This is a genomic window from Bradyrhizobium sp. USDA 4341, assembly GCF_054063755.1.
Genome location: NZ_JBSSGO010000002.1, coordinates 7,937,577 through 7,961,210 on the forward strand (window position 1 = coordinate 7,937,577; position 23,634 = coordinate 7,961,210).

The window sequence follows — 23,634 nt, forward strand, 5'->3', positions numbered from 1 at the left end:
ATAATGTGATGTCAAAGCAGGGCGATGGCCATCAGGTAACCGCCATCGGCGCAGGCCCGGCGAATTTGAGCCTGGCAGCGCTCGCGGCTCCGATTCCGGAAATTTCCTTACACATCCTGGAAAGATCTGAGACGGTGAATTGGCATCCAGGTTTGCTTCTAGATGGGGCTCTTATGCAAACCAGCCCCTTAAAGGACCTGGTAACAACGGCAGATCCGACCAGTGCATACAGCTTTCTCGCCTATTTGCACGAGAAAAGACGGCTTTATCAAGCCATTGTTCGAGGAATCGCTTCGGTTGGCCGGAGTGAATTTGAAGATTATTTGAAATGGGCAGCAGAAAAGCTAGCGAACGTTCAATTCGGCGAGCAGGTTATTTCAGTCGAACTACGTGGCGAAGCGTTTAGTATCGCTACTAATCGCCGCAATTATCAGACCTGTACGACAGTGGTCGGCGTAGGCCGGGTACCCTCCGTTCCTGACTGGAGCAGAAATGCACCGGAGAATCAGGTGTTTCACGCGAGTACGCTCCTCCTGCGGCGCCGCGAGTTCTCCAGCAAGCGTGTTGTCGTCGTAGGTGGTGGCCAAAGCGGAGCAGAAATATTTCTTCATCTGCTAACTGGTGCATGCGGTGCGCTGGGAGCCCTGGCCTGGATCACGCGCCGCGCAAGCATATTCGCCCTCGAAGATAGTCCCTTCGTCAATGAATGGTTCTTTCCACAGTACGGCGGATGGTTCCTTGAGCAAAGCGAAGCCGTCAGAAAGCAAACCCTTGAACGGCAGGCTTTGGCGAGCGATGGCGTCAACCCATCGACACTGCGCGCGATCTACAACGCACTTTACGATCGTGAAATTCGTCGAGGTTCGTATCCCGCTCACGTGGAAATACGCGTCGACACCACGGCTGAGGAGCTACATGCTATATCTCCATTTCGCCTGGGGGTACGCCAGCAGGCCACCGGCGTTCGCGCAGAACATGTCGCTGACATTATAGTCCTGGCCACAGGCTACCGCACCGAAATCCCTCCTTTTCTGGAACCGGTCGCACACCGGCTTTCGATTGTGAGTGCGCCTGGTGGCTCTCGGGAGATCGTGGTCGGCAAGGAGTTCCGGGCTCGTTTTGATGGCCCCGAAAGATGCCGCTTGTACGTACAAAACGGCGCGCGCTTTCAACATGGCATCGCTGACACAAATCTCAGTCTAGTTCCTTGGCGAGCTGCAACGGTTCTCAATTCTATCATTGGTCGTGTGGCCTACGATTGCGGACCTTCAACCGGTGTCGTCAAGTGGGATGGCACAGTGTGCGGGAGCGCCCGCTGAGGATCAACAATGAGCAACATACTGCGATCTAGCTACATGATTGGGGATAGACCATGAAGAATGCACAGCTGATGACCTTGGGCGACACGACGGTCTATAGCCCCGGCGTACTGCTACAGGACGTAAAAGGGATAGCTGATCCCAAGATCTCTTGTCCGATTGAACTCCTCGAATTCCGGCTCGATCCGTTCGTGGTGTCGACGCCTCATTCTCATCCTTCCGCCGAGATCTGGCGAATCGCGAGCGGCCACGGTCGGGTAATGACCGACGATGGTGAGCTGGCTGTCAAGGCAGGCGATCTAGTGTTCTTGCGGCCAAATCAAACCCATTGCTTGCAAAACACCGGCAGCGAAGTTCTGAGCGCCTTGTCCATCTCCTGGAAACAAACTCAATGACCGACAGGATCTATGACCTCGCAGTCGTCGGAGCTGGAGTTATGGGCCTCAGTGCTGCCTTGATCGCAGCAAGCGATCGCCCGGAGAAAAGTATTGTCATCCTCGAACGAGATATCATTGGGTCAGGTGCCAGTGGATTTGCTCCGGGAATCCAGATCAACATCTGTCGTAACGAAAAGGAAAGCAAGCTCTTCGACCGTGGTTCAAAATTCTGGCGCGAGATCTATCCCGGCGGACATTGGCCCAAGGGTCGAGACTGTGATGTGTTTTGGTTGACACGCAATCCCAATGAATTTGCGCGCCAGAGCAGCGTGGGCTGCCCGACCCCATCAACATCTTTCGCGTTGGCCGAGAGGCTTTCATCTCTGCCACGGTTTATAAGTCCGTCCGATGTGGCCGTGATGCTGGATCGGGGCTCTTACTGTCAAGTCGATGCCATCGTTCAGGACATGGTTCAAAGGCTCAAGATAAAGGGCGTTGCGATATGCGAGAGTACATCGATTGCAAGGATACGGCAGGGACCGAGGGGGATTCTTCTTCAGGCCTATGATGAGAGCGAACTCTCGGCGATGCGGGCCATTCTTGCAATCGGCCCCTGGTTACCAGAGTCGCCATTGCGCGAGCATCTAACCGATGAACCGCGATTGCGGGTTAAGAAGGTAGTCGCGCTACACTTGGCCGCTCGCCCAACGCCGAACTGTCCAATGATAGGGCTGTTCGATGACTACGCCTTCCTCATTCCCATGATCGAGCAGGGATATTGGTTATTCAGCTTTACCTCGCAGGAATGGGATGTGAAGCCGGACCGCGACGAATTGCGCGTCAATTCAGATGATCTCGCGCGTGCCTCCGCAATTCTGGCAAAGTGGTTTTCCGCCGCGCCTCCGGCGGTGGCGTCAGTACGCGTATTCTGTGACTGCTATTCTGACGATGGTATCCCGTTTTGCCGTCCAGCAAGAGATGTTGCAGGTCTGCATGTGATTGGCGGTGGTGCGGGTAATGGGTTTCGCTTTGGGCCGGCATGTGCGGAAGAGGCGGTACGATCCCTGGAGTCTTCATGTGGCATTACCGCGACATGAGGCAAGGCAAATGCCGGATGTGATTGGTGTCGAGTCCGACCTTTCTGCTAATCTGTCGGACGCCAAATATATCAATACCTCGAGATCGACAATGGTTGTTGATCTCAGCGCGATAGAATCTAACTACCGGAAATTTCGGGCGCTGGCGCCAAACAGCGCTTGCGGCGCAGTTGTCAAGGCGGACGCCTACGGTCTCGGCGCGCTACGTATAGCGCCGTTCCTTGCTGGCCTGGGCTGCCGGCATTTCTTCGTTGCCGATGTGGAGGAAGGCGTTGCCTTGCGCGCTGTGCTGCCATCATCTGTCAGGATCTACCTGCTTCACGGCGCTATCCCCGGCTTGGAGGCGGCTGCCGAACATCACCAGTTGCTGCCAATCCTGAACAGCCGGGAGCAGCTGGATGCTTGGCTTCGGCATTGCCGCCTTCGCAACCGGCTGTTGCCGGCAGGTATCCATGTCGACACGGGCTTGTCTCGACTAGGATTTCCCATTGATGAGTTGCAAGAAGTGGCCGAGGATCAAGGCGCGCTGTCGGAGTTGCCAGTCGTGCTGTTCATGAGCCAGCTCGCCTGCGCGGAGTGGCGAGACGAAATCAGCCGTCAGCAACTATGTCGGTTCCGCAATCTCGCCCATCTATTCCCGAAAGCTATTCTTTCGCTGTCGAGCTCCGCGGGACTATTTGCCGGAGGTGAGTTTCATTTCGATCTCATAAGGTCGGGTGGGGGAATATTCGGCCTTTCCATCTCCGATGATCCCGAATTCAAGCCATCGCAAGTCGTCCGCCTGCGAACAAGAATCATTCAATGTCGCAGGGTAAAAGCTGGGGAAGCGATCGGATACCACCGGTCCTACAAGGTGAAGAGGAGGATGCGTGTCGCTACGGCGTCTATTGGTTATGCAGATGGGTTCCCGCGTAGCCTCGGCAATCGAGGGCATGTCTTTATATGTGGTACCCGTGCGCCGATCGTCGGCTTCGTTTCGATGGATCTCATCACCATTGACGTAACGGATCTGCCCGAGAGCTGGATTGTGCCGGGTACAGTGGTCGACCTGATCTGCCCCGAGCAGACTGTCGGAGATGTGGCTTCGGCCGCGAAAATGCTGAGCGATGAATTGACCATAGGGATCGGACGGCGATGTCGCAGGCTTTATGTCTCAGCCGAGCGAGCTGATATGAGGCGCCAGTGAACTCCTCCCGCCAATTGAATCGAGCGATCTATCTTGACGATGAAGGCACACGCCTTATGCATCCGGACTACTTCACCGCTCGGGTGCGTCAGTACCATGACTTTGAGAGAGCCTTCTACCTCGAGCTCCTGCGCTCGATCCCCTACCGTTTGATCATTGAGGTAGGTTGTAGTTGCTATCGTCTTATCGGCGTCAAGAGTAATGATAGTGATTACCTTGGCATCGATATAAATCCACCTCGCGCACGAAGACTAATAAATGAGAAAGCGGCGATCGTCTGTTGCGAGGCTAGCAAATTCTTCAAAAGAAAGCGGCTGGTCAATGAGATTATGCGGCGATATGACGGACGAGTGCTTTGCATATTGCCGTTTAATTTTCTTGGCACCATGGATGGTCCAATGGAATTTCTCATGCGGATCTGTCAGACGCCTTTTGATCTCGCTTTGTCGCTGTTTTCAACTAGCGAGGCGGCGACCGCGGCGCGTCTGGAATACTATGAGCTATGCGGGATAAACGTTCAGACTGTAGTGCGTACCGATGACTACGTTCGCTTGGACTGCTGCAGCGGTTTTCGAGCCTTTGCTTTCCATCCAGGTGTTTTGACGAGTCGAATATTGGCATATGGCTTCCGTTTGAATGACGCAAAGTCTTCTGACGTCTGTAACGTTCTCCATTTTAACAACGAGCGAATCTGAAGCTCATTGGTTGGTCCTACGAGACAAGCTGAAGGGGTGAGGAGGATGAACGATCCTTGCTTCATCCTAGGCGTCGGCGAAGATGAAATGGAAGCGGGGGCTGACACTGGATCATTGGCGGCGCGCTGCGGTGCCATGCCATGTCCCGGTTGTCATAATCGACCGAAATGAGCGCGGGCCAGGAGACTTGTCCAGTCGCGGGGCTCCGATCAAACGGCAGGGCGGCAGGCTTGCGAAGTCGGGCTAACCGAAGCGCAGAAAGAAGGCCCCAGCGGGGGGTGCACGCCGAGGCCAGGAGCAACTTAGTCCCGTGATCATACGTCTGATATCGGCCCTGTTCGAAGCTCCTTCGGATACCGCGGCAGGAGGCGAGCTACTCCTTCGGAGGTAGATGCTTCTCAGTAGACAATCGCTCGCCGTAGCCAGCCCTCGCCTGGTGGCTTCGCTGAGGGGGACTGATCTGTGTGAGACAGCCTTGAGCGTGCGGTCAGCGGCTGTACTCTTGGCGAGGCCTTCCGAGCCGGACCTCGGCGAGTTCGCCATGACTCGTCTTGCGATCTACCTCCTCGCTCCATTTGCCGGCCGGACATCAGACATACTGCACCAGTTTGAGATAGTCGTCTGTGAGCACAGGTGAACGGATGGAGCAGGCTGCATCTTCAAGAAAACTGGCCAAAGTCTCACTGGCCCGACCGCGGCCTTCAAAGGATAGGCGCGCTGGCGCGCGAGCACGCAGAGCTGCTATTTCCGTGCGGACAAGGTCAGCTGCTGCTGTAGCACAGTCTGACTCAGAGAAGGCACCAGCAGTTATGACAGCTTGCGCTAGCCCCAGTGTGGTGAGCCAACCCGCATAGATTAGCACGGCACCGTCTGTTTGATCGAGCCCGCAGAGCTCCTCGATTGCGGCAGCGTGAATCGACGCCGCGCCCAGAGACACAAAAAGGTCGGATATTTCATCGCGTGTGGCCCTGGAAAGAAGACAGCGGCCGAGATGTGATAAGAGCGTCTCCGTTGGGCCTTCGAAGATGCGCAGAATGCGAGCATCACGATAGATTTTAGCTAAAGGCGTCCCCTCGTCGTACCCACGACCACCTAACAGTTGGACGCATTGATCAGCGACAAGGCCGCACCACTCGGACGATAGTACCTTTGTTGCCGACGCAAGATGGATATTGGGGGAGCCCTGGCCGGAGACGAGTCGGCACGATGCGGCAAGCATCGCCTTCACTACTTCCCGGCGCAGTACCATTTGCCCAAACAGGTGCTCGATATAGCTGTTCTCAATCATGCGCAGCTTACCAAGCCGACGATGATTTGCATACGAAGCCGCGACCTGGATCGCTCGCTCAAGCGCCCCAAGACCCATGGCAGCCACACCGATCCGGCCGCGGTTCATACTAGATGCGGCTGCGCCCCAGCCGTCTTGGTCGCGCGAGAGCACATAGGCACGCGGCACCTCGACATCCTGGAACTCGAGAGTATTCTGAATAATCCCACGTAGACCAAGCGTGCGATGCTCATGCGTTACTTTTAGGCCTGGAGCCTGCCTATCAACCAGTACACCAACAAGCCGACCTTTGGCATCACAACCGGAAGTTCGCGCAAAGCAAACGATCCAGCGAGCCCAGTCCGCTAGGCCAATCCAGATTTTGCGGCCGGAGATGCGCACTTTATCTTCATGCATGAAAGCCGAAGATTGTATGTGCCTCGGGGCAGAGCCGGCTCCAGGCTCTGTCAAAGCGAAAGCGCAAAGATCGCCACGTGTTGCGCCCCGTATGATCTGCTCTTGGTCGGGGACGTGCGGTGCCGCTTCGATGCAAGGCAAGGCCAGGAAGTTATGAATGACGAGGGTAGAGGCAGCGGAGACATCGAAAGATGCAGTCGCTGAGATGAGGTCGATGGCCTGCTGCAAGGGAAGAGCTAATCCGCCGTGCTCTACCCGTGTGGTGAGCCCGAACAGTCCATGCCTTGCCAGCATGCTGTGTAGGGTCGGAGGGAATGCTCGGCGATCATCCGCATCTGCGAAATTCAGCTGACTGAGGTCATGGATCAAACTGGAGTATAGACTGGGTGCACGAACTCCAGCTGTGTGTTCCCGCGCGTCCTCAAACACGGCGCAAACTTGAGTGTCCATATCCATGCGGCCACAATGATTGCCACCGCGCTTTATGCCAATCATCCGTGTGGCTGGCTCGAATAGACATTGGTATAGCCCGCCGGCAGAGTCACCTTGAAGATTAAGAAGCGTATCCAGAAGAACACGCCCTGCGCAGCGCGGAAATTCCCCACGGGAGTGTCACGCAACGCCTGAGAGATGGCCAGGTCAATGGCCTTCGCCGGACGAGCGATGCAGTCACAATTGGTTCAAACGCGACCAGTCACCGCTTGCAGGCCGGAATTGAACCCAGCTGAAGCGCAAAAACCGGACAATGTGCGAAAACAGCGTAGCGATCGGCGTCGACTGTAGGACGCATCGGCTTTGGCAACGTAAGCGTCCGGCTCGCGACCCGCCGGCGGGTCCTTCGATTTCGTTGACCTCAGGAGTGCCGATGACCTTACGCCGAACCGTTCGGGCGCAGCAGGTACGAAGTCTGCATGCTATCGCCACTATTGGGGACGGTCCGGCCGCCGGCAGCTGCGCCGCTGGTCCTTTGAGGTGCAAATCTGGTTACGGCATCCGCTTGGTTTGGTAGCCTTCTTGGCAAGAACTAATGGCCAGAACGGGACGGGACGCATCGAGAAGTTGCCAGCCTTGCACTAGGCGAGATTGCCAATAGCCGAGCACCTGGCGCACGCTCGAGGAAACGCCATTGATCAGCTTTCGACAAGGACGGCCACTTGCACCTCGCAACCTTGGGGTCTTGGCGCCCTGCTCATGCGTCCCTTCATCTGGGCTGTCATCAGCCTAATCAGCCGTGTCCCGAGGCCGTTCTTCACTTCGCTCGGGCATCCGACGCCGTCGTCTCTCACAGCGCAATGCCTTTAATGATCCCCTAAGAATCCAAGGATAGGAGTGGCCTTGATCATTTGCGAAGGCGATTATTGGCGCTTCACGATGCTATTCTTCTGCCGGCAGTTCGTACATTCTGCAGCCAACCGCCTCGCCTTGCGTTCGGCGCGGCACTTGCGTCACTCCTTTGTTCAACCTCCAGCGTCGTTAGGTACATCCGACCCGCCGGTTCTCCATCGGCGGCTGAGCGTCCTTGACTGGCTCACCGGCCTTCTGCTGCGAGTGCCGTGCTGGTCAGGCCTTGGGTGACTGGTTGCGCGGGGTCCGCTATGGAAGGCAGGATAACGAAGGGACGGAGTTGTTCCTAGTCCTGCGAGAAAAATGCCAGCATTGGATGTCATGCCCAACACACGCGATGCCGTGAATGCGGAGATGACCTTGAGGCTCTCGAGAGCAAAGGGCCTGCGTGCTTTCTCACGACTGTGTCGTCGAAGTCACCAAACGGCTTGAACTTCGGCCTATGTTCGCCCGCAGTGAGGATAATATGTACGATATCTACGTGAACGAACGGAACGACCTTCTCGTTGTTCCCCGGGGCGATTCCATCCCGCTCCAATTCAATAGAAACTGGAAGAAGAAACGCATCGTACGCTCGGTCAGCGAGCAAATCCGCGAAGACGTCCGGGCGCAGGGCTACCATCGGCGAAATGTTGCTGCTAAGCTGCGTATTCTGCGAGGTAGCGGGGCTGAACATGCTAGCTGACTGGCTCGGGTAAGGCTTTGCATGCGGTCGGCTTGGGACGACGCCGCCGCAGGGGTCGATAGGGGCCTCTTTTCCGCTTAGCGGCGCCAGTCAAGCGTGAGCCTCACCGCACGTACCTTCCAGCAGGTCGATTCCGACGCAAGCAAGATTTAGAACTATCGGTTTGCCGCCCTTTGGCATGCAGCAGGCCAACAGAGCGGATTCTGGAGAGATGGTGAACCCATTTTTTGATGCGCTTCGCCTCGTCTCGCTCTGCTAGGGAGATCGAGGGTCTTCACCGTCAGGGCGGCGGGAGCCCCCTACATTCCACGCTAGCGGTTCAGTTGTAGTCATTTCTTCGCGACAACCCGATGTTGCATCGGTCTCTTGCCCGTAACTTGTGAGAACCTTGCGCGGCGCCAAGCCTCTGAGCTGAAGCAGATGAACTGGAGTAGGGCGGACTGAGACGTCTCGGGTGAGAGGAACGATCGGGGTTCGAACCGATTACGAGTTAGGTCAGCCAAAGGAGACCGCTCATGAAATTGATGACCGTTGCATCAGTCTTACTGGCATTATCCGCTTCGTCGGCGCTTGCGCATAACGCGGGACCTGTCAACAATTCGCAAATGGATGCAGCTTCGAGTAACAACGATTAGAATAGCCCGGGCGAAGCAGCTCGGAAAGATGGCGGAGCGCAAGGTGCAGACGTAATCGAAAAAATTCGACGAGACCTGCAGAACGCCGGCTTTGCAGACGTCAAAGTAGTCGCAAGGTCGTTGGTTGTTCAGGCGAAGTCACGGGATGGCAATCCCGTAGTTATGACCATCGGCCCGCACGGAATGTCCGTATTTGAAGCGATGACCGGGACCCAAGGCAATGTAGGAACAACGGGGCTGGCTCATGTCCGGCCAATCAGAGACCAGCCGAAGCGATACCGTGAATCAGAACAGGGGTGCGTCAAGCAATCAGCAATCTGGAACGCACCAATGACGAGCTGGTCGGTTCGAGAACTGGCTTTCTGAGTGCCCGGCAGTGCGGCCGACGAACGCGGTGGCTCGCCGGCAACCGGCCTGGGCTCAACTCGGGTACGAAGACGAGTTGGAGCATTGGACACGGTATCACTGACCGGCCGGCCCGACTGCCTCCAAGTCCGACGATCTTGCGCTTCTGTCCAGAGCGATGTGCCCTATCGACTCACGATCTGGTTGCGTGGAAATGTAAGCGATGAGCGAAACTGGCAAGGAGAGATTGTGGTATGTAGGGGAGCGGCAAGGTGGCAGTTCTCCACCAGGCTCGCAGCTTGGTACGGCCGCTGATTTCACCGAACAGCGATTCGGCAAGTTCGGTCTGGCTTCAGCGGGGATCCCTCGCTTAGGCCCTTCTGTGAAATCTATGCGTCAAATTGGTAGTCTTGCGCTTCTCCAGTACTTGATCACCGCGCCGCCGAGTATCCGCCCTCGTTTGACGGACTTTCAAACAGGTCCGATCGACGAGGTGTCAGACCGAAGGTCGGGAACGCTATCCTGGCGCTTGGGACCACGCATCAGAACTAAATGTAGGCCCAGCGTGAAGCCGCCAGTTTGGCACCCGATACGCCTCCGGCGGCCCGGAAATGGGAAAACCCTGGCGTGCCGGCCAGGGTTCCGCATCAGTCGACGTTTTGAGAGGCAGATCAGAAGTCCATCCCGCCCATGCCAGCACCCGGCGGAATCGCAGGACCCGCCGCGGTCTTCTTCGGTAGCTCGGCGACCATCGCTTCTGTAGTGATCAGCAAGGCCGCCACCGAGGACGCGTTCTGGACCGCTATGCGCACGACCTTGGTTGGGTCGATGATGCCCTTGGAGACAAGATTGCTGTACTCGCCAGTCTGAGCATCGAAGCCGAACGAGTATTGCTCGTTCTCAAGGACTTTGCCGACCACGATCGAGCCGTCTTCGCCAGCGTTGATCGCAATCTGGCGGGCCGGCCAGGACAGCGCCTTGCGCACGATCTCGACGCCGGTCTTCTGGTCGTCGTTCTTGGTGCGCAGGCCCTTGAGTTGCTCAGAGGCACGGAGCAGGGCGACGCCGCCGCCCGGCAGGATACCTTCCTCGACCGCCGCGCGGGTCGCGTGCATCGCGTCATCAACGCGATCCTTGCGCTCCTTCACCTCGACCTCGGTCGCGCCGCCGACGCGGATCACCGCGACGCCGCCTGCGAGCTTGGCGAGACGCTCCTGCAGCTTCTCACGGTCGTAGTCCGAGGTGGTCTCCTCGATCTGCGCCTTGATCTGGGCAATGCGGGCATCGATGTCGGTCTTGTTGCCGGCGCCGTTGACGATCGTGGTGTTCTCCTTGTCGATCATCACCTTCTTGGCGCGACCGAGCATCTGCAGCGTGACGTTCTCGAGCTTGATGCCGAGGTCTTCCGAGATGGCCTGGCCGCCGGTCAGGATCGCGATGTCCTGCAGCATGGCCTTGCGGCGATCGCCGAAGCCCGGAGCCTTGACGGCCGCGACCTTCAGGCCGCCACGCAGGCGGTTGACGACGAGGGTGGCGAGGGCTTCGCCTTCGACGTCTTCGGCGACGATGACCAGCGGCTTGCCGGTCTGCACCACGGCCTCGAGCAGCGGCAGCAGCTCGTTCAGCGAGGAGAGCTTCTTCTCGTTGATGAGGATGTAGGCGTCGTCCATCTCAACGCGCATCTTGTCGGCGTTGGTGACGAAGTAGGGCGAGATGTAGCCGCGGTCGAACTGCATGCCCTCGACCACGTCGAGCTCGGTCTCGAGCGACTTGGCTTCCTCGACCGTGATCACGCCCTCGTTGCCGACCTTCTTCATGGCGTCGGCGAGGAACTTGCCGATCTCGGCATCGCCGTTGGCCGAAATGGTGCCGACCTGGGCGATCTCCTCGTTCGAGGTGACCTTCTTCGAGTTCTTCTTGAGGTCGGCCACGACGGCTTCGACCGCGAGGTCGATACCGCGCTTCAGATCCATCGGGTTCATGCCGGCGGCGACCGACTTGGCGCCTTCGCGCACGATTGCGGCTGCAAGCACAGTCGCCGTGGTGGTGCCGTCGCCAGCCGCGTCAGCAGCCTTGGAGGCGACTTCGCGCACCATCTGGGCGCCCATGTTCTCGAACTTCTCCTCCAGCTCGACCTCCTTGGCGACGGCGACGCCGTCCTTGGTGATGCGCGGAGCGCCGAATGACTTCTCGAGTACCACGTTGCGGCCCTTCGGACCGAGCGTGACCTGTACCGCGTTGGCGAGGATGTCCACACCACGCAGCATCTTGTCGCGCGCATCGACTCCGAACTTGACTTCTTTGGCTGACATAAACAATTCCTTCGGTTGATTCTCTCATCCTTCGGCGCGCCTGGCAGACGCCCGCCGGGGTGAGGTGTGCGCGTAGCCGGGTCAGGCGGCCTTCTTCTTGGAAAACACATCGGTGAGGACGCCCATGATATCGCTTTCCTTCATGATCAGCAGGTCTTCGCCGTCGATCTTGACCTCGGTGCCCGACCACTTGCCGAACAGAACACGGTCGCCGACCTGGACGTCGATCGGAATCAGCTTGCCGGTCTCGTCGCGGCCGCCCTGGCCAACGGCGATGACTTCGCCTTGCGAGGGCTTTTCCTTGGCTGTGTCCGGAATGATGATGCCGCCGGCGGTCTTCTCTTCAGCGTCGATGCGCCTGACCACGACGCGGTCGTGAAGCGGACGGAAATTCATACGGGCCTCCTGAGCGTTTGAACGAGTTGGCGTTTCGCCACATTGCAACAGTATCGTTGATAGCAAGAGCCAGGCCAACGATGAGGAGCGCCTTTTGCCTGCAGTTCTGCTGAAGCGCGCGCCTGGACTGCGCGTGTTAGGTCGGAAGCAGACGCCATCATGTCTAGAGACAGTCAAGCTGTTGCGAACATGACATTGCGTTTCGTCAACGCCACCATACTCCCCCTATACCCTTATCTTGCGGTCTCTGGGTGCACACCGCGGGTCCTGCGAAGTGAGGTAGCGGAACGTAGCGTGACCAGCGGTCGACGGCCCGAATTGGCGTAGCCTTCCGGAACCGAGCCGATTCGTCGGGGGCGACCAATTGGCTCTGGGGGCCCGGCGACCTGGGAGGCCGCGTGCCCCGTCGGATTGGCCGTGATCGATGCCCCTTGGGAGTTCGGGCCGCACCAATGCGGTTTTCTCCGAGCGCCCGTACAGGGATCGGCGAACGTTGCGGTGAGTTCTGCGACCATCATTCAGCGGCGGTCAGCGTGACCTGGGGCACCCTCAGCAACGCTCGGCGTGATCGCGCTCCTTCAGGCCAAACAGCCTAAAAGTTGTGGGCCGAAGGATCGTGAGTGTGCGAATCTGGAACGCCGATTGTCAGATGGCAGGGCGACATTGGCTGGGCTGCAACTGCGATCGAGGGTGATTGGTCTTCGTTGCGCAGCGGTCACTCTGTCCTCGACCGCTCCATCGAGAGCCGCCGACGGGTAATGCGTCGGCACGACGATGTTTAGACGTAGATGATCTTTAATCTAGAGGGCGAGGGACCGCACACCGGCATAGCTATCCGATTCTTGTGCACGTCTCCCGATCTACGTTCGCCCGGCTGTGGCCCTAAGACAATCGCTACGGCTCCCGCCGCGACAGACGCCCCTTTAGTATCCCAGTCCAGATGGTCTTGGATAAAGGGGGACGGGCATATAAATTATATACGTTGATATGCATTGTGCGGGGGCGTCTGGCATGTGATTGCGGCTTCGAGCAGGAAATTTCAACTATTGGGGAAAGACCAGTGTCTTCTGTGGAAATACATCAGCACATTGTTTCCCTTCTTCAGAAGTCGGATCCGGTGATCCTGGATATCGGATGCAACGACGGGACCGACACACAACACTTTCTCAACCTGTGCCCGCAAGCGCAGCTCTACTGCTTCGAGCCTGACCCCAGAGCGATCGCGAGGTTCAAGAAGAAGCTGGGCCCATCTCTCGACAAGGTGAAGTTGCTCGAATTCGCGATCAGTGATCGAAACGGGATGATCGAATTCCATCCAAGCAATGCAGATGGTGATGCGAAGGAATGGGACCTTTCCGGCTCGATACGCCGCCCGAAAAACCATCTGACTGAGTATGATTGGGTTCGTTTCGATCGCCCCGTCCCGGTTCAAACGCGGCGGCTTGACGATTGGTGCAACGAAGCCGGGCTGAACAGAATCGACTTCATCTGGATGGATGTCCAGGGAGCCGAAGCCGACGTCATCGCCGGCGGCATGCAGACCGTCAGCAACACGCGCTTCATCTACACAGAATACAGCGACCGCGAGCTCTACGAAGGGCAGCTGTCCCTTCAGGCTATTCTTGACCTGTTACCGTCGTTCGAAGTGGCGGCGCACTATCCGCACGACGTGGAAGGCGATGTATTGCTTAAAAATACGCGCTTCTAGCGGCTACTTCGATCCGTCGCTCATTCGTGGGTGGAAGACTGATTTGCACGGTCGATGACGCCCGGAGCTGCACAACGAGTGATCAATACGGCGAAGAAGCATGGCTGGTCCGGACAGGCTTGCGAGCGTCCTTTGGTTCGAGGCTGTTATTGCAGATCCCGCCGATGGCCGCCACGTCGAGGCTTTGGTGAGTGTCTGACAATCAGCGGCTTAGCGAGCCGGCACGACCGGCGAGTTTACGGTCAGTCGCCCGAGCCGTTTCAGATGCTTGAATCAGCACTACCAGCCGGCGCTCCAAGCGTTTAAGCGTCCGAACGGCTGTTGTATGTTCTGGGCCTCTTGGAAGCTGGTGCACTCGTTCGAACAAATGCCAAAGCAATTGCATGAGTTCGCGTAGCTCCTTGAGTTGGCCGGATTTCGTCACGCACTTGGCGCCGCCATTGTGTTTCATGCCGTGAGTTGATGCTCACGCCATCCCCTGGCATCTTCCTTGTTCGAGTGGTCAGCATCTGCGGACAACTTGGTAGTAGCAGGCTTCATTTGAAGCTCCTTTTATCCATGCGAGCATAACTGCAGCAACGGATCATCCCGCAGGGTCTCCTCGGTCGTTCCGGGACGAATTAATCTCACGGCCAGGGCTTGGCAAGGACTGTGCCATCGCCAGCCCAGTCCAAAAAGGAATGTGCAGCGGACGAGCGCGACTGATGAAATGAGCGTGCGCCGCCACTTCAGCGAGATAGTTATCCATCGCGGTTCGCGCGAGGGCGCCGCCGGGGTGACGGAAGTGCACGGAAATTCCGTCCTGCCAGCGACTGATCCACAGGTATGTCTCGCAAGCATCAGAACTACGACTGATCAGAAATCGTGTCCGCCACTGCGGCCACAGGTCTGACCCGGGCACAGTGCGATTGTCCATATAAGAGACCATGAAACGGTCGCGCAGCGCGGTGCCGAGCAACTCCATCGCTTTTGGAAATGGCACCTGAGCGGTTTTCTTGGCTCGCTTGAGCTCGAGCCGCGCGGCGCGCAGGAGTTCCGGCAACGTTCCGGCCAGGCGGAAACTCACCGGGCTCATCCCGACATACCATCCGACCGAGCGCATCGAGCGCAGATCGTACCGCGTGTGAAACGGGGCAACGGCGAGGAATTCTTGTTGGTTTGCCAGTGTCTTTCCGGCGAGCGCCAAACAGGCGAATAATCCCGTCGTCGCGTTTCCGCCCTGGGACCTGCAGCCGCGATCGAACTCAGATGCTTGTGCCGCATCGAGCAGCCACATTCGTCCTGTGCGTTGTAGGGTCCCCTCCGGCGCACCGAGTGGTAGCGGAAAATCCGGCAATTGACCGCCGTTTGCGGCGATCAGCGCGCGCCAGTGCGCGATAGCAGGATGATCATCGGTCAAATCGCTCAGTCGCTCTCGTTCGGATTCAGCGTGGTCCAGATAGCTGCTCACCGGTGCCAGCTCGGGCGCCACTCCCAGGATTGCGGCTGTGTACAACTCGTGGATTTCGTATGGCACCAAAGCGATGGAGTAGGCATCGCTCACGGAGTGGTCGCAGGCCAGGAGGAGGCTTGTCGATGTCGGCCGGGTGATCGTCACGAAGACATATGCCGGCCAGGACAGCGGCTTGGTCTCTGCGTCAAACAGCTCTTCCAGTAATTGAGCTATTTCATCGGGATCGGCGCGGTCACCAACCACGGTTTTTTCAAGCGCTGCCGCGCCTGGATCAATCGTGGCACGACGAATTGCCGATCCATCCTTGACCAGCCGGCTGCGTAGCGCCTCGTGCCGGTCGACCCAGCCAAGGATCGATTTGGTCAGCGCAGCGCTGTTGAACTCGCCCGGCAAGTCGAAGGCGGTGCCGAGCCAGCCGGGCCGGCCATCGTGCGCAAAGCGAAGATGGTCCTCCTGAACATGGGACGGACGGCGCGGGTCGGGCCGCCAGCTTGGGTCGGGAACGCTGACCCGCCACACCATCAGCCGACCCGGCTGCCGATCAGTATCGCAAAATTGCTTGATGTCCATGAAGGGCCGTCACGATGGTTACAGATGCAAGCTACGCATGCGGCGCAGCGGCGAGCGCCAGATCCAGACTATCGAGGCGGTGGCAAGCACACTGCTCGCCAGCAACATGGTGCGCAGGCTCGTTGCAGCAGCGGCCGCACCGCCGACGAGTGCGCCCAACGAACCCAGTCCCCACACGACGCTGCGGATGCTCGCATTGACCCGGCCTTGCAGGTGCTGCGGGACCAACGCATATCGAATTGGAACTTGCTGCACGTGGTAGAGTCCCTGGCCGATCCACAGAATGAATTGGGAGAGCGCCACGCATGCCACTGCTGCCCACCAGGGCCCGGTGAGCAGGCCTGCAAGGCTCATGCCTGCCGCGCTCACCGCCAAACCGGTCATTAATACGGGACCAAGCCCAATTGTCCGGCCCGCCCACGGTGAGCCCGCCGCGCCCACCACACCGCCGAGAGCGCCGATACCGAGCACCATGCCGACGATTTGGCTGTCGAACTCGAGATTCCTGTTCAGATGCAGGAGAAAAGCCGCAGAATACGCGTTGTGCCAAAAGATGAATGTGCCGGTGGCCAGGGTAACGGCCCTTAAAACTGGATTGCCGAACACACTCGCCAACCCTTCTGCCATTTGGACGAGCACAGTGCTCGAGGGGGCCGCTGAGCATGAGGCGGCACGCATCGGCACCAGCGAGAGCAACGCGGCGGCAAGCAGAAATGAGACGGAGTCGGCCAGGATTGCGGTTGGAGCGGAGAACGCGTTGATGAGCCAGCCGGCCAGGAACGGACCTGCGGCCATCGCGGTCGCTTGGCTGAACTCCAATGAGCTCAGCGCCCGAACCAGCTGAGATCGATCCAGGACTGTGGGTATGCACGCCAGATAAGCCACGTCGGCGATCACCGCAGCTACCCCAACCAGCACGGTTGTCACGTACAGCTGAACCATTCCCAGATGTCCAAGGCTGGCGCACAACGGAATGGTGGCGAGCGTTACCGCCATCACCACATTGGCCGTCAGAAGGATTTGTCGGTGCGGGAGACGGTCGACGATGACCCCGGCGAACAGGCTCACGAAAAGGCACGGTGCCCGACCGCAGGCCAGCAAGAGCCCCGCCTGCGCCGGTCCGGCATCCAGCAGGGTAATTGCAGTCAGCGGCAGCGCCAGCATGGTTACGTTGGAGCCCAGCAAGGAAATGGTCTGGCCGACGAGCAGCGCAAGGTAGCTGCTTGGCAGCCGGTGAGGCGCACCAGATCGGCGCCGGCGGCTCACGCGTCGCCAGACGGCGTTGAGGCGGACAGATAGCCTAGTCGGGCCAGTTCACCTCCGGCGATCTCCTCGAACTCCGAAATCTGAGCTGGCGTCAAATCCTGGACGTGGCGACCGATCCGCCCCTGATGCAGCGGCTTTCCCGCAGCCTCGGCTGCCGGATGGTCGTGCGGTTGTTCGAACAACGCGTGTTCGTATTCAGCGTGACGTAGCACGGCCTCGTCCCAAGGCAAGCCGAGGTGATCCAAAATCGCCGCCAGAGTAGTGCGGGGACTGCTTACAAGGTCCTCGTAACGCACCTCGAGGTAACGGCCATGCGGCGCGATTCTGTGCGGCCGGGACACCACTTCAAACCAACCCTGCGCGGCCTCGGCAATTGTTCGGTACCCCCAGTCAGGAACTGTCCTCAGATGAGAGGCGGCAACGTCGCGGCCGTCCCGCACGATATGCACGAAATGTGCACGCGGCCACAGGCGGGCGAAATCGTCGATCCGGGTGATCTTCCGCTGCAGTTTCAATCCCCAGCGTTGCGCTCCGCTGCGCGCCCGGCGCAACTCACCGATCTCGTTGATGAGATGGCATCGGTCGGCGAACGAGACAATGTCATTGCCCGTGACGACCATGACCTTGCCGACAAGTTCGCGCACGTCATCGAAGTCGAGACCGAAGCGGCGGCACTGCACCATAAAATGCATCCCGTCATACCAGAACGGATCGATTGTGTTCTTGCTTGCGCCCATGACCCACGAATCGGCGGCCGCAAGCAGATCGATGGCACCCAGAATGTGCGGCCCGAGGTTGGGCGGTTCGAGGAAGTCGATCTCTGGCCCGGCTACCAGATCCAGATGCGAGTCGAGCACGATACTCAGCAGGGTGGTGCCCGACCGGTTGTCACCGCCGAGCAGCACCGGCGATGTGGAAAATGGATCCGGCTGCGACATGGCCTAGTTCTCTGTTCGACATGTGTGCTTGTCAGTGGACGGGCGCATTGAACCAGCGCCGAACCGCTCCCGGGGTGGCAACGAAATGATCTCTGGCGAACCGTACTGCAGCTGCGACTGGATCCGGGTCGCGAGCCGGGTTTTCCATGCGGGACAGCGCTGCCGGAAGGGCCTCTCCAGCTGCTTCGACGGCGGCCTGCACATCGGTGTCGGACACTGCCGCCGATGGCATGAAACGCCCGCCATACTGCATCAGGAAGCCCCGACCCCACATTTCCTGGAAGAAGGCATGGCCAAGCTCGGCGTCAGCAAATACGACGTCGAACATGGTGGGCCAGGCAAACGCCCATGCCGTGACTTGCTGTCTTGTGAAGACGCCGTTGAGCCCCTTGATCAATTGCTCGCCGACCTCGCGCATCCGGGCCAGCGCGGTCCCGTCGCGCAGGGCGTGCAGGGTGCTCAATGCAGCGGCGAAAGGGGTTACTTCGCGCTGGTAGGTGTTTCCCATGTATGTCTTTTCGGCCGCTGCCAGTACGTCCGCCCGGCCCGCGACTGCCGACAGCGCCATTCCGTTCGCCAGTCCTTTGCTCAGTGTAATCAAATCGGGCGTGAGGCCGACCGCCATGTGGTACCCGCCAAGGGCGTAGCGGAATCCGGTCATCACCTCGTCAAGGACAAGCAGGGCGCCGTGCCGATGCACCAGCCTCTGCAGTTCCTGATGGTATTCTGGCGGGAAGAAGTTGACCTCCGGGGTGATGATCACCGCGGCGACGCGCTGGACACTTGCCAGCTCATCGAGCAAGTCGAGGTTGTAGCGGAAGTCCACGCTGTCGCGGTCCCGATTGGGCAGCCCCATCTCGGGGCGGTCCTGCAACTGCCAGTCATGCCAGCCGTGATATCCGCTGGTCAGTACATGGTTGATGCCCGTGAACGCGCGGGCAAGGCGCACGGCTGCGGTGGTAGCGCATGATCCGGTGCGGAAAAACATTGAGCGTTCCGCGACGGGGAAGATCTCCGCCAGCCGTTCGGCCAATTCAACCCGGTGCACGGACAGCGGTCCGGGCAGAATCCCGCCGGTGCGGCGCATCTCAGCGGCTGCGTGCGCCACGACCGGCTCGTATCCGGCCCCGAGCGGCGCGGCACCGCTACAGGAAGTGAAATCGACGTATTGCTTTCCATTGATGTCCCATGCATGCGCGCCTGACGCGCGCGTCATCACGACCGGAAAACGCCTGTTGAGATCCCACTTCTGCGAAGCGGTGACGCGCAGGGCGCGTCGCAGTGCCGATCCTTGCCCGTCAGTCGCGGTCACGGCGGCAGTAGGCGTGCTGATCGACAAAACCCGTCTCCGTTGCGCTCGTTACGTCAGCTGCGTGACTATTCTTCGAGCGATCCGCAGCGCGTTCGCCTGAATGGTGAAGGTCGGGTTGACGCCTCCGGCATAGGGGAAGAAGCCGCCATCCGCGACATAGAGATTGTCGATGTCATGCACGCGGCCCCAGCGGTCAACCACCGATTGTGTCGGATCGATTCCCGCCCGACAGCCGCCATGCAGGTGGCCGTTGCCGAACTGATAGTTGGAATCTTGATAATCGATCTGTTTTACCCCAGCTTCGGCCAGCAAGTTCGACGCATGTCGGGACAAGTAGCCTAGTCGGCGCTTGTCGAGGGGATGGGTCCGGTAATCGAGAATGATCTTGGGCAAACCCAGACCGTCCCGGCTGGTGGCCAGCCGGACCGCATTGTTGCGCATGGGCTGATCGGCCGCCAAAAAATGCAGCCGTAGCCTTATCTCTCCGGAATCCGTGCGTTCAGGCGGACTTGCTTCGTAGATCATTCCGCCGAGCCCCGAAGGCGCCTCGTCGTCCAGGTAGTGATCGGACACCGCGACAGTGGAGAAGGGGCAGCCGGGCTGGGCCGTGATCGGCGGATTCAACGTGGTCCTACCGGACACGTAGCCGCTGATCTTAAACGAGATACCACGGCCTACCATGCCAGATGCGTTGCCGATTCCGTTGGGCGCTGCCGGCTGCGCCGAGCGTAGGAGCAGGGCGGCAGACTGCACCGCGTTGCCCGCGAGTACCACGCAGCGGGCGCGGACCCGAGCGCGTTGTCGGTTGAGCGTGTCCACCCATTCCACCGAATCGGCTCGACTGACGTTGCCGAGATCGATGCGGGCGGCCTTGCTGCCGAGCGCAATCGTCAGCGCGTCTGGCGGCAGGGCGATACCCCTGAACGGCGAGCGTGCGTCGGCCCTTGCGCCACTCGGGCACAGATGTTCGTTGCATGGTCCCTCGCAGCGACAGGCTGGCCGGCCGCGATATGGGATCGAGTTGATTGCCAATGGAGTGGGGAACGGCAGCCGGCCCAGGCGTGCCCCGGCATCGGCGATCAACTGGCCCTGCACACTGTATTTGTGCGGTGGCAGAACGGGGGGATCGCTCGGCGGCTCGAGCGGGTCCGCTCCAGCCAGGCGGGCCACTCCGACGCGCCGTTCCAGCTCATCATAGAATGGGCGTAGTTCGGTGTAGTCGATCGGCCAGCTCGGGTCGAGCGCGTCCCTGGCCACATGGGCACGTGCGTCAAAATCGATGGCGCGACAGCGGAAGGCTATTCCGGCATATAGAGTCATTCCTCCGCCGAGCGCGCAGACGGTCCACGGACGCCCGAACGGCGTCAACGTTCCTGCCGCAGACTGCACCAGGGCGCTATCCATGCCATTTTGGACGCTCGCCAGCGAAGCGCCGGGAGGAAGTGCTCGACCTTCCTCGAGAAGGAGTACGCGCAATCCGCGTTGCGCGATCTCGTGAGCGACCGTCGAGCCGCTGGCGCCACTCCCGATTACGCATACATCAACAATATCGGCCGTCATTATCCCATCTTCTGGCAAGAAATATCGCCGATGCACAATCGCGCCGTATTCATTAGAAAGAAGGTGCCATCAAACAAGTCTCATCGCGAGTGCTGAACGCGCGGCCGATCCATGCGATCGCCCCGGATTATGCGGTTTGGCTTCGCTCGTTTGCCAAGGACCATCGCCGCAAGATCGTACAATATGACGCCGCGTGCGATTCAAGCCCTTCGAGGCGGCAAATGCATGAGCAAGCGACTTTTCCGGAATGCAATTTTTGATGGATCTAAGAGCTCTCAAAGCAAATTGACCCACCCGTGCTCCTGTTGTGGGAACCAAACATATATTTTCGTGATCGAGAAGGCGCTCGCAAGTTCAGCTTCGAGACGCCATGTGGGGAGCTTTTAAGGCCGCACACGCTGGAATGCGTCGATCGGTCACTGCTCTCATATATCATTGTGCGAATTGTACGCGGTTTGAGCGCGAGAGACTCAGCCGGTCCGTGTGATGATGGACCCATCAGCAATGCAATTTCTTCACAACTCTCCGCAATCACCAGACGCTGGCTAGAACGACTCAAGCTACGCCCTTCATGGACGACAAAAAAGGCCCGGCCTGATCGATGGCCGGGCGTGAGTCAGTCTGGGGGAGCGAGGCTGCTAAGCATCGCGCCAGCTTCCGTCGACAGAGGGAGGGCTGCCGACGGTTATTTGCGGCAAGGATTTCACCGCAAATTCAAACTGCGAAAGGATCAATGTGGACAGACCTGGCGTCGATTTTTCCTCCTTTGCGTAAACTCATGGACAATGATGATTGGAACAGTGGCACTGCTCTTTGCTATACACACCCCGACCGCATCGGCGTCATCATCTCATCACGGCAGCAACAGTAAGTCCCGTCGGGCATCCTCGTTAGCTGCTCTGAGATGGTACAACGTGACGCCGCGTGCGATTCAAGCTCTTTGAGCTGACCCGCATGCAATTCAAGCTGATGGGCTTTCACAAGCAGCTAAGTGGTCCGAGTAGAGCGGACGTACGCGTTGCATTCGCTTTTTTGATAGTCGTGCACCACGCCGCCATCGAGGCGCGTTGCGCGTCATGTTTTCCATTTGATCTCATGCCTGTTGGCCTTTACAGAATCTGACGTGTTCTCTGATTGGCGGCCGACAATCTTCAGCGCACCATTGAGCGTCTTGTTAGCCAGCCGAATGACACGGTCGGCGTCGCGGGGCGCAGCTCAATTACGCGCATCACAGCCAAGGCCCAGATCTGTGCTGGCAACAGGGAAATCGCTCTGTGGCCCGCGAGCTCCTCGGCGATTGACGATGCAGATTTCCTGAAGCTTGCTGGCGTTCCGCGAAATCCGATCGGCGACACCTGTTCGCTCGGCGGGATCGCGGCGGGGCGCCGGCCGGGTGGGCGAATTGTCCTGGATTTTGTCCACGAGCAGTGCATTCGCTTCAAAGCCAATTGCAACTGGCGCTTGGTCTTGCCGGTCGAATGGCGAGCACCGCCTGAGATGTCTAGACAAAGCTGCGCAGGCAGCAACGGCCGAAGCAATTCAGCGCATAAGATGGGAGGGACGGAATTCTGCAAGCAATTCGAGCCGATCTCGCTGAAGAAGATCAACAGCATGTCCGTTCCATTCAATGAGCTTCCTGCGCCGAAGCTCCTGGATTGTCCGATTCACGTGTACCGTCGAAAGGCCGCACGCATCGGCGATGTCTTGCTGTGCAAATGGAACATGGAAGCGACCATTGTCCAGAAGCCCGACGAGCTCAAGCCGCGCGGCGATCTCGCAAAGAAGATGAGCAAGTCGGGGCAGCGCTTTCCGGGAGCCAAGATTTTCGATCCATTCGCGATAGAGTCGCGGTGTGAATCAACGTCTCCCGCCAACGCGCATCGGTGAGCGCAGCGGACTTTGCGAGGATATCCCTGAGGTAGGAGTGGGGCACAAGGGCAATGATGCTCCTGTCAATACTGCAGAGATCGCGATCTATTTCCGGAAAGTGAAGGGTGTGCAGGTCGGAGATGTCCCCGGGTACATAGAAGGACGTTATCTGATTTCGATCCGATGCCACTCTTTGGTGAGACAGAAAGCCGCCCATTGCAACTGCACAGCTTAGAGGCCGATCCCCCTGGCGTGCCAGGCACTCGCCAGGAGCAAATCGTTTGATGGTGTGAGGCATGTTTTCGAGCTTAGCTTGGTCTTGTTCGGACAAGCCCGCGACGCTCCGCAGACGCGCAATGAGCATTTGGTGCGGCAAGCAAACCCCGTTCTATCGCCGGGGTACGCCGATATCGACACCTATCCGCACCAGCTGTGGCCTCGACCATTCTGCACGGTTTCCCTTGATGTTCAACGTCTCTTCCATTCTCCTATTTGATGTATGGGTGATGCGGGATAGCCACAAACGTTCAGGGACCGTCTGGTTGTCCCCTAAAGCTCGACGATGAACCGCATACTTCTGGAGAACGTGGCAGCATCGTGCGCGATCGCGTGGACGCCGGGCTGCGGTACCCTCCAACCGAGCGTCAAGGCTCACGAGCGCGCAGCCACAACGTCGGCTCGACACTGACGCCTTCCGCATTGCGCCTTGGCGGCAGCCAAGAAAAGCAATTCCGGAACCGGGGCGGATCATCGGCCTACGAAAAAGGCGCATGTAATTTTCTGTCGATCATGAATGCGGATGGAAAGGACGCCATTGAATGGGCGCCCGGATCTGAAGCGCCTGAAACATGACCGGCGGACCTTCTCAGCCGGAACGGCGATG

The 23,634-nt window shown here is 58.9% G+C and carries 16 protein-coding genes; 8 read left to right on the plus strand and 8 right to left on the minus strand.

Annotated elements, in window-relative coordinates:
- Nucleotides 1-8 precede the first annotated feature (8 nt).
- Genes ACVIGB_RS43325 through ACVIGB_RS43345 form a run of 5 tightly spaced genes read left to right on the plus strand, consistent with a single transcriptional unit; the run spans nucleotide 9 to nucleotide 4,674 of the window.
- A complete protein-coding gene (locus tag ACVIGB_RS43325) occupies nucleotides 9-1,319 on the plus strand; it encodes a lysine N(6)-hydroxylase/L-ornithine N(5)-oxygenase family protein (RefSeq protein WP_456724723.1) in 1,311 nt (436 codons plus the stop codon).
- 53 nt (nucleotides 1,320-1,372) lie between these two features.
- Nucleotides 1,373-1,714 carry a cupin domain-containing protein gene (locus ACVIGB_RS43330; protein WP_456724722.1) on the plus strand — a complete coding sequence of 114 codons (342 nt, stop codon included), beginning with the start codon at nucleotides 1,373-1,375 and terminating at the stop codon, nucleotides 1,712-1,714.
- Nucleotides 1,711-2,793, plus strand: a complete 1,083-nt coding sequence (locus ACVIGB_RS43335; RefSeq protein WP_456724721.1) for an NAD(P)/FAD-dependent oxidoreductase — start codon at nucleotides 1,711-1,713, stop codon at nucleotides 2,791-2,793. Before ACVIGB_RS43330 ends, ACVIGB_RS43335 begins: the two co-directional genes overlap by 4 nt.
- A gap of 10 nt (nucleotides 2,794-2,803) precedes the next feature.
- The gene (gene alr, locus ACVIGB_RS43340; RefSeq protein WP_456724720.1) at nucleotides 2,804-3,979 is read left to right on the plus strand and encodes an alanine racemase; all 1,176 of its coding nucleotides are present in this window, start codon (nucleotides 2,804-2,806) and stop codon (nucleotides 3,977-3,979) included.
- Nucleotides 3,976-4,674 carry a hypothetical protein gene (locus ACVIGB_RS43345; protein ID WP_456724719.1) on the plus strand — a complete coding sequence of 233 codons (699 nt, stop codon included), beginning with the start codon at nucleotides 3,976-3,978 and terminating at the stop codon, nucleotides 4,672-4,674. Before alr ends, ACVIGB_RS43345 begins: the two co-directional genes overlap by 4 nt.
- A 589-nt stretch (nucleotides 4,675-5,263) precedes the next feature.
- Here ACVIGB_RS43345 and ACVIGB_RS43350 read toward each other — a convergent pair.
- Nucleotides 5,264-6,853, minus strand: a complete 1,590-nt coding sequence (locus tag ACVIGB_RS43350) for an acyl-CoA dehydrogenase family protein (protein ID WP_456749315.1) — start codon at nucleotides 6,851-6,853, stop codon at nucleotides 5,264-5,266.
- 1,315 nt (nucleotides 6,854-8,168) lie between these two features.
- Here ACVIGB_RS43350 and ACVIGB_RS43355 point away from each other — a divergent pair.
- Nucleotides 8,169-8,387, plus strand: coding sequence for a hypothetical protein (locus ACVIGB_RS43355; protein WP_456724718.1), 219 nt, complete (start codon nucleotides 8,169-8,171; stop codon nucleotides 8,385-8,387).
- 1,651 nt (nucleotides 8,388-10,038) lie between these two features.
- Here ACVIGB_RS43355 and groL read toward each other — a convergent pair.
- Nucleotides 10,039-11,679 (minus strand): chaperonin GroEL, encoded by a 1,641-nt coding sequence (gene groL / locus ACVIGB_RS43360; RefSeq protein WP_456724717.1) that lies wholly within the window; start codon nucleotides 11,677-11,679, stop codon nucleotides 10,039-10,041.
- An 81-nt stretch (nucleotides 11,680-11,760) separates the two neighbouring features.
- Nucleotides 11,761-12,075: a co-chaperone GroES gene (gene groES / locus ACVIGB_RS43365; RefSeq protein WP_456724716.1), complete on the minus strand. Its 315-nt coding sequence runs from the start codon at nucleotides 12,073-12,075 to the stop codon at nucleotides 11,761-11,763.
- Between the two features lie 1,060 nt (nucleotides 12,076-13,135).
- Here groES and ACVIGB_RS43370 point away from each other — a divergent pair.
- Nucleotides 13,136-13,783: an FkbM family methyltransferase gene (locus tag ACVIGB_RS43370; RefSeq protein WP_456724715.1), complete on the plus strand. Its 648-nt coding sequence runs from the start codon at nucleotides 13,136-13,138 to the stop codon at nucleotides 13,781-13,783.
- Between the two features lie 583 nt (nucleotides 13,784-14,366).
- Here the strand turns inward: ACVIGB_RS43370 and ACVIGB_RS43375 are convergent.
- From ACVIGB_RS43375 to ACVIGB_RS43395, 5 genes are read right to left on the minus strand one after another with little or no spacing between them, the layout of a single operon-like run.
- The gene (locus ACVIGB_RS43375; RefSeq protein WP_456724714.1) at nucleotides 14,367-15,806 is read right to left on the minus strand and encodes a condensation domain-containing protein; all 1,440 of its coding nucleotides are present in this window, start codon (nucleotides 15,804-15,806) and stop codon (nucleotides 14,367-14,369) included.
- An 18-nt stretch (nucleotides 15,807-15,824) separates the two neighbouring features.
- On the minus strand, nucleotides 15,825-17,072 hold the full coding sequence (locus ACVIGB_RS43380; protein ID WP_456724713.1) for an MFS transporter: 1,248 nt from the start codon (nucleotides 17,070-17,072) through the stop codon (nucleotides 15,825-15,827).
- Entirely contained in the window at nucleotides 17,069-18,010 is a 942-nt protein-coding gene (locus ACVIGB_RS43385; RefSeq protein ID WP_456724712.1) for a sulfotransferase family protein, read from the minus strand. The genes ACVIGB_RS43380 and ACVIGB_RS43385 overlap by 4 nt, the downstream gene beginning before the upstream one ends.
- Nucleotides 18,011-18,041: 31 nt before the next feature.
- Complete coding sequence (locus ACVIGB_RS43390) at nucleotides 18,042-19,349, minus strand: aminotransferase class III-fold pyridoxal phosphate-dependent enzyme (RefSeq protein WP_456724711.1); 1,308 nt, start codon at nucleotides 19,347-19,349, stop codon at nucleotides 18,042-18,044.
- Nucleotides 19,350-19,370: 21 nt separating this feature from the next.
- Nucleotides 19,371-20,882 (minus strand): FAD-dependent oxidoreductase, encoded by a 1,512-nt coding sequence (locus tag ACVIGB_RS43395; RefSeq protein WP_456724710.1) that lies wholly within the window; start codon nucleotides 20,880-20,882, stop codon nucleotides 19,371-19,373.
- A 1,134-nt stretch (nucleotides 20,883-22,016) separates the two neighbouring features.
- On the opposite strand from ACVIGB_RS43395, the gene ACVIGB_RS43400 reads away from it, so the two are divergent.
- Complete coding sequence (locus ACVIGB_RS43400) at nucleotides 22,017-22,769, plus strand: hypothetical protein (protein WP_456724709.1); 753 nt, start codon at nucleotides 22,017-22,019, stop codon at nucleotides 22,767-22,769.
- Nucleotides 22,770-23,634 lie beyond the last annotated feature (865 nt).

Bases quoted from the DNA above. Each gene is read 5' to 3' on its own strand.
- ACVIGB_RS43325 (WP_456724723.1), top strand. From the start codon at position 9: ATGTCAAAGCAGGGCGATGGCCATCAGGTAACCGCCATCGGCGCAGGC.
- ACVIGB_RS43330 (WP_456724722.1), top strand. From the start codon at position 1,373: ATGAAGAATGCACAGCTGATGACCTTGGGCGACACGACGGTCTATAGC.
- ACVIGB_RS43335 (WP_456724721.1), top strand. From the start codon at position 1,711: ATGACCGACAGGATCTATGACCTCGCAGTCGTCGGAGCTGGAGTTATG.
- alr (WP_456724720.1), top strand. From the start codon at position 2,804: ATGCCGGATGTGATTGGTGTCGAGTCCGACCTTTCTGCTAATCTGTCG.
- ACVIGB_RS43350 (WP_456749315.1), bottom strand. From the start codon at position 6,853: ATGATTGGCATAAAGCGCGGTGGCAATCATTGTGGCCGCATGGATATG.
- ACVIGB_RS43355 (WP_456724718.1), top strand. From the start codon at position 8,169: ATGTACGATATCTACGTGAACGAACGGAACGACCTTCTCGTTGTTCCC.
- groL (WP_456724717.1), bottom strand. From the start codon at position 11,679: ATGTCAGCCAAAGAAGTCAAGTTCGGAGTCGATGCGCGCGACAAGATG.
- groES (WP_456724716.1), bottom strand. From the start codon at position 12,075: ATGAATTTCCGTCCGCTTCACGACCGCGTCGTGGTCAGGCGCATCGAC.
- ACVIGB_RS43375 (WP_456724714.1), bottom strand. From the start codon at position 15,806: ATGGACATCAAGCAATTTTGCGATACTGATCGGCAGCCGGGTCGGCTG.
- ACVIGB_RS43385 (WP_456724712.1), bottom strand. From the start codon at position 18,010: ATGTCGCAGCCGGATCCATTTTCCACATCGCCGGTGCTGCTCGGCGGT.
- ACVIGB_RS43395 (WP_456724710.1), bottom strand. From the start codon at position 20,882: ATGACGGCCGATATTGTTGATGTATGCGTAATCGGGAGTGGCGCCAGC.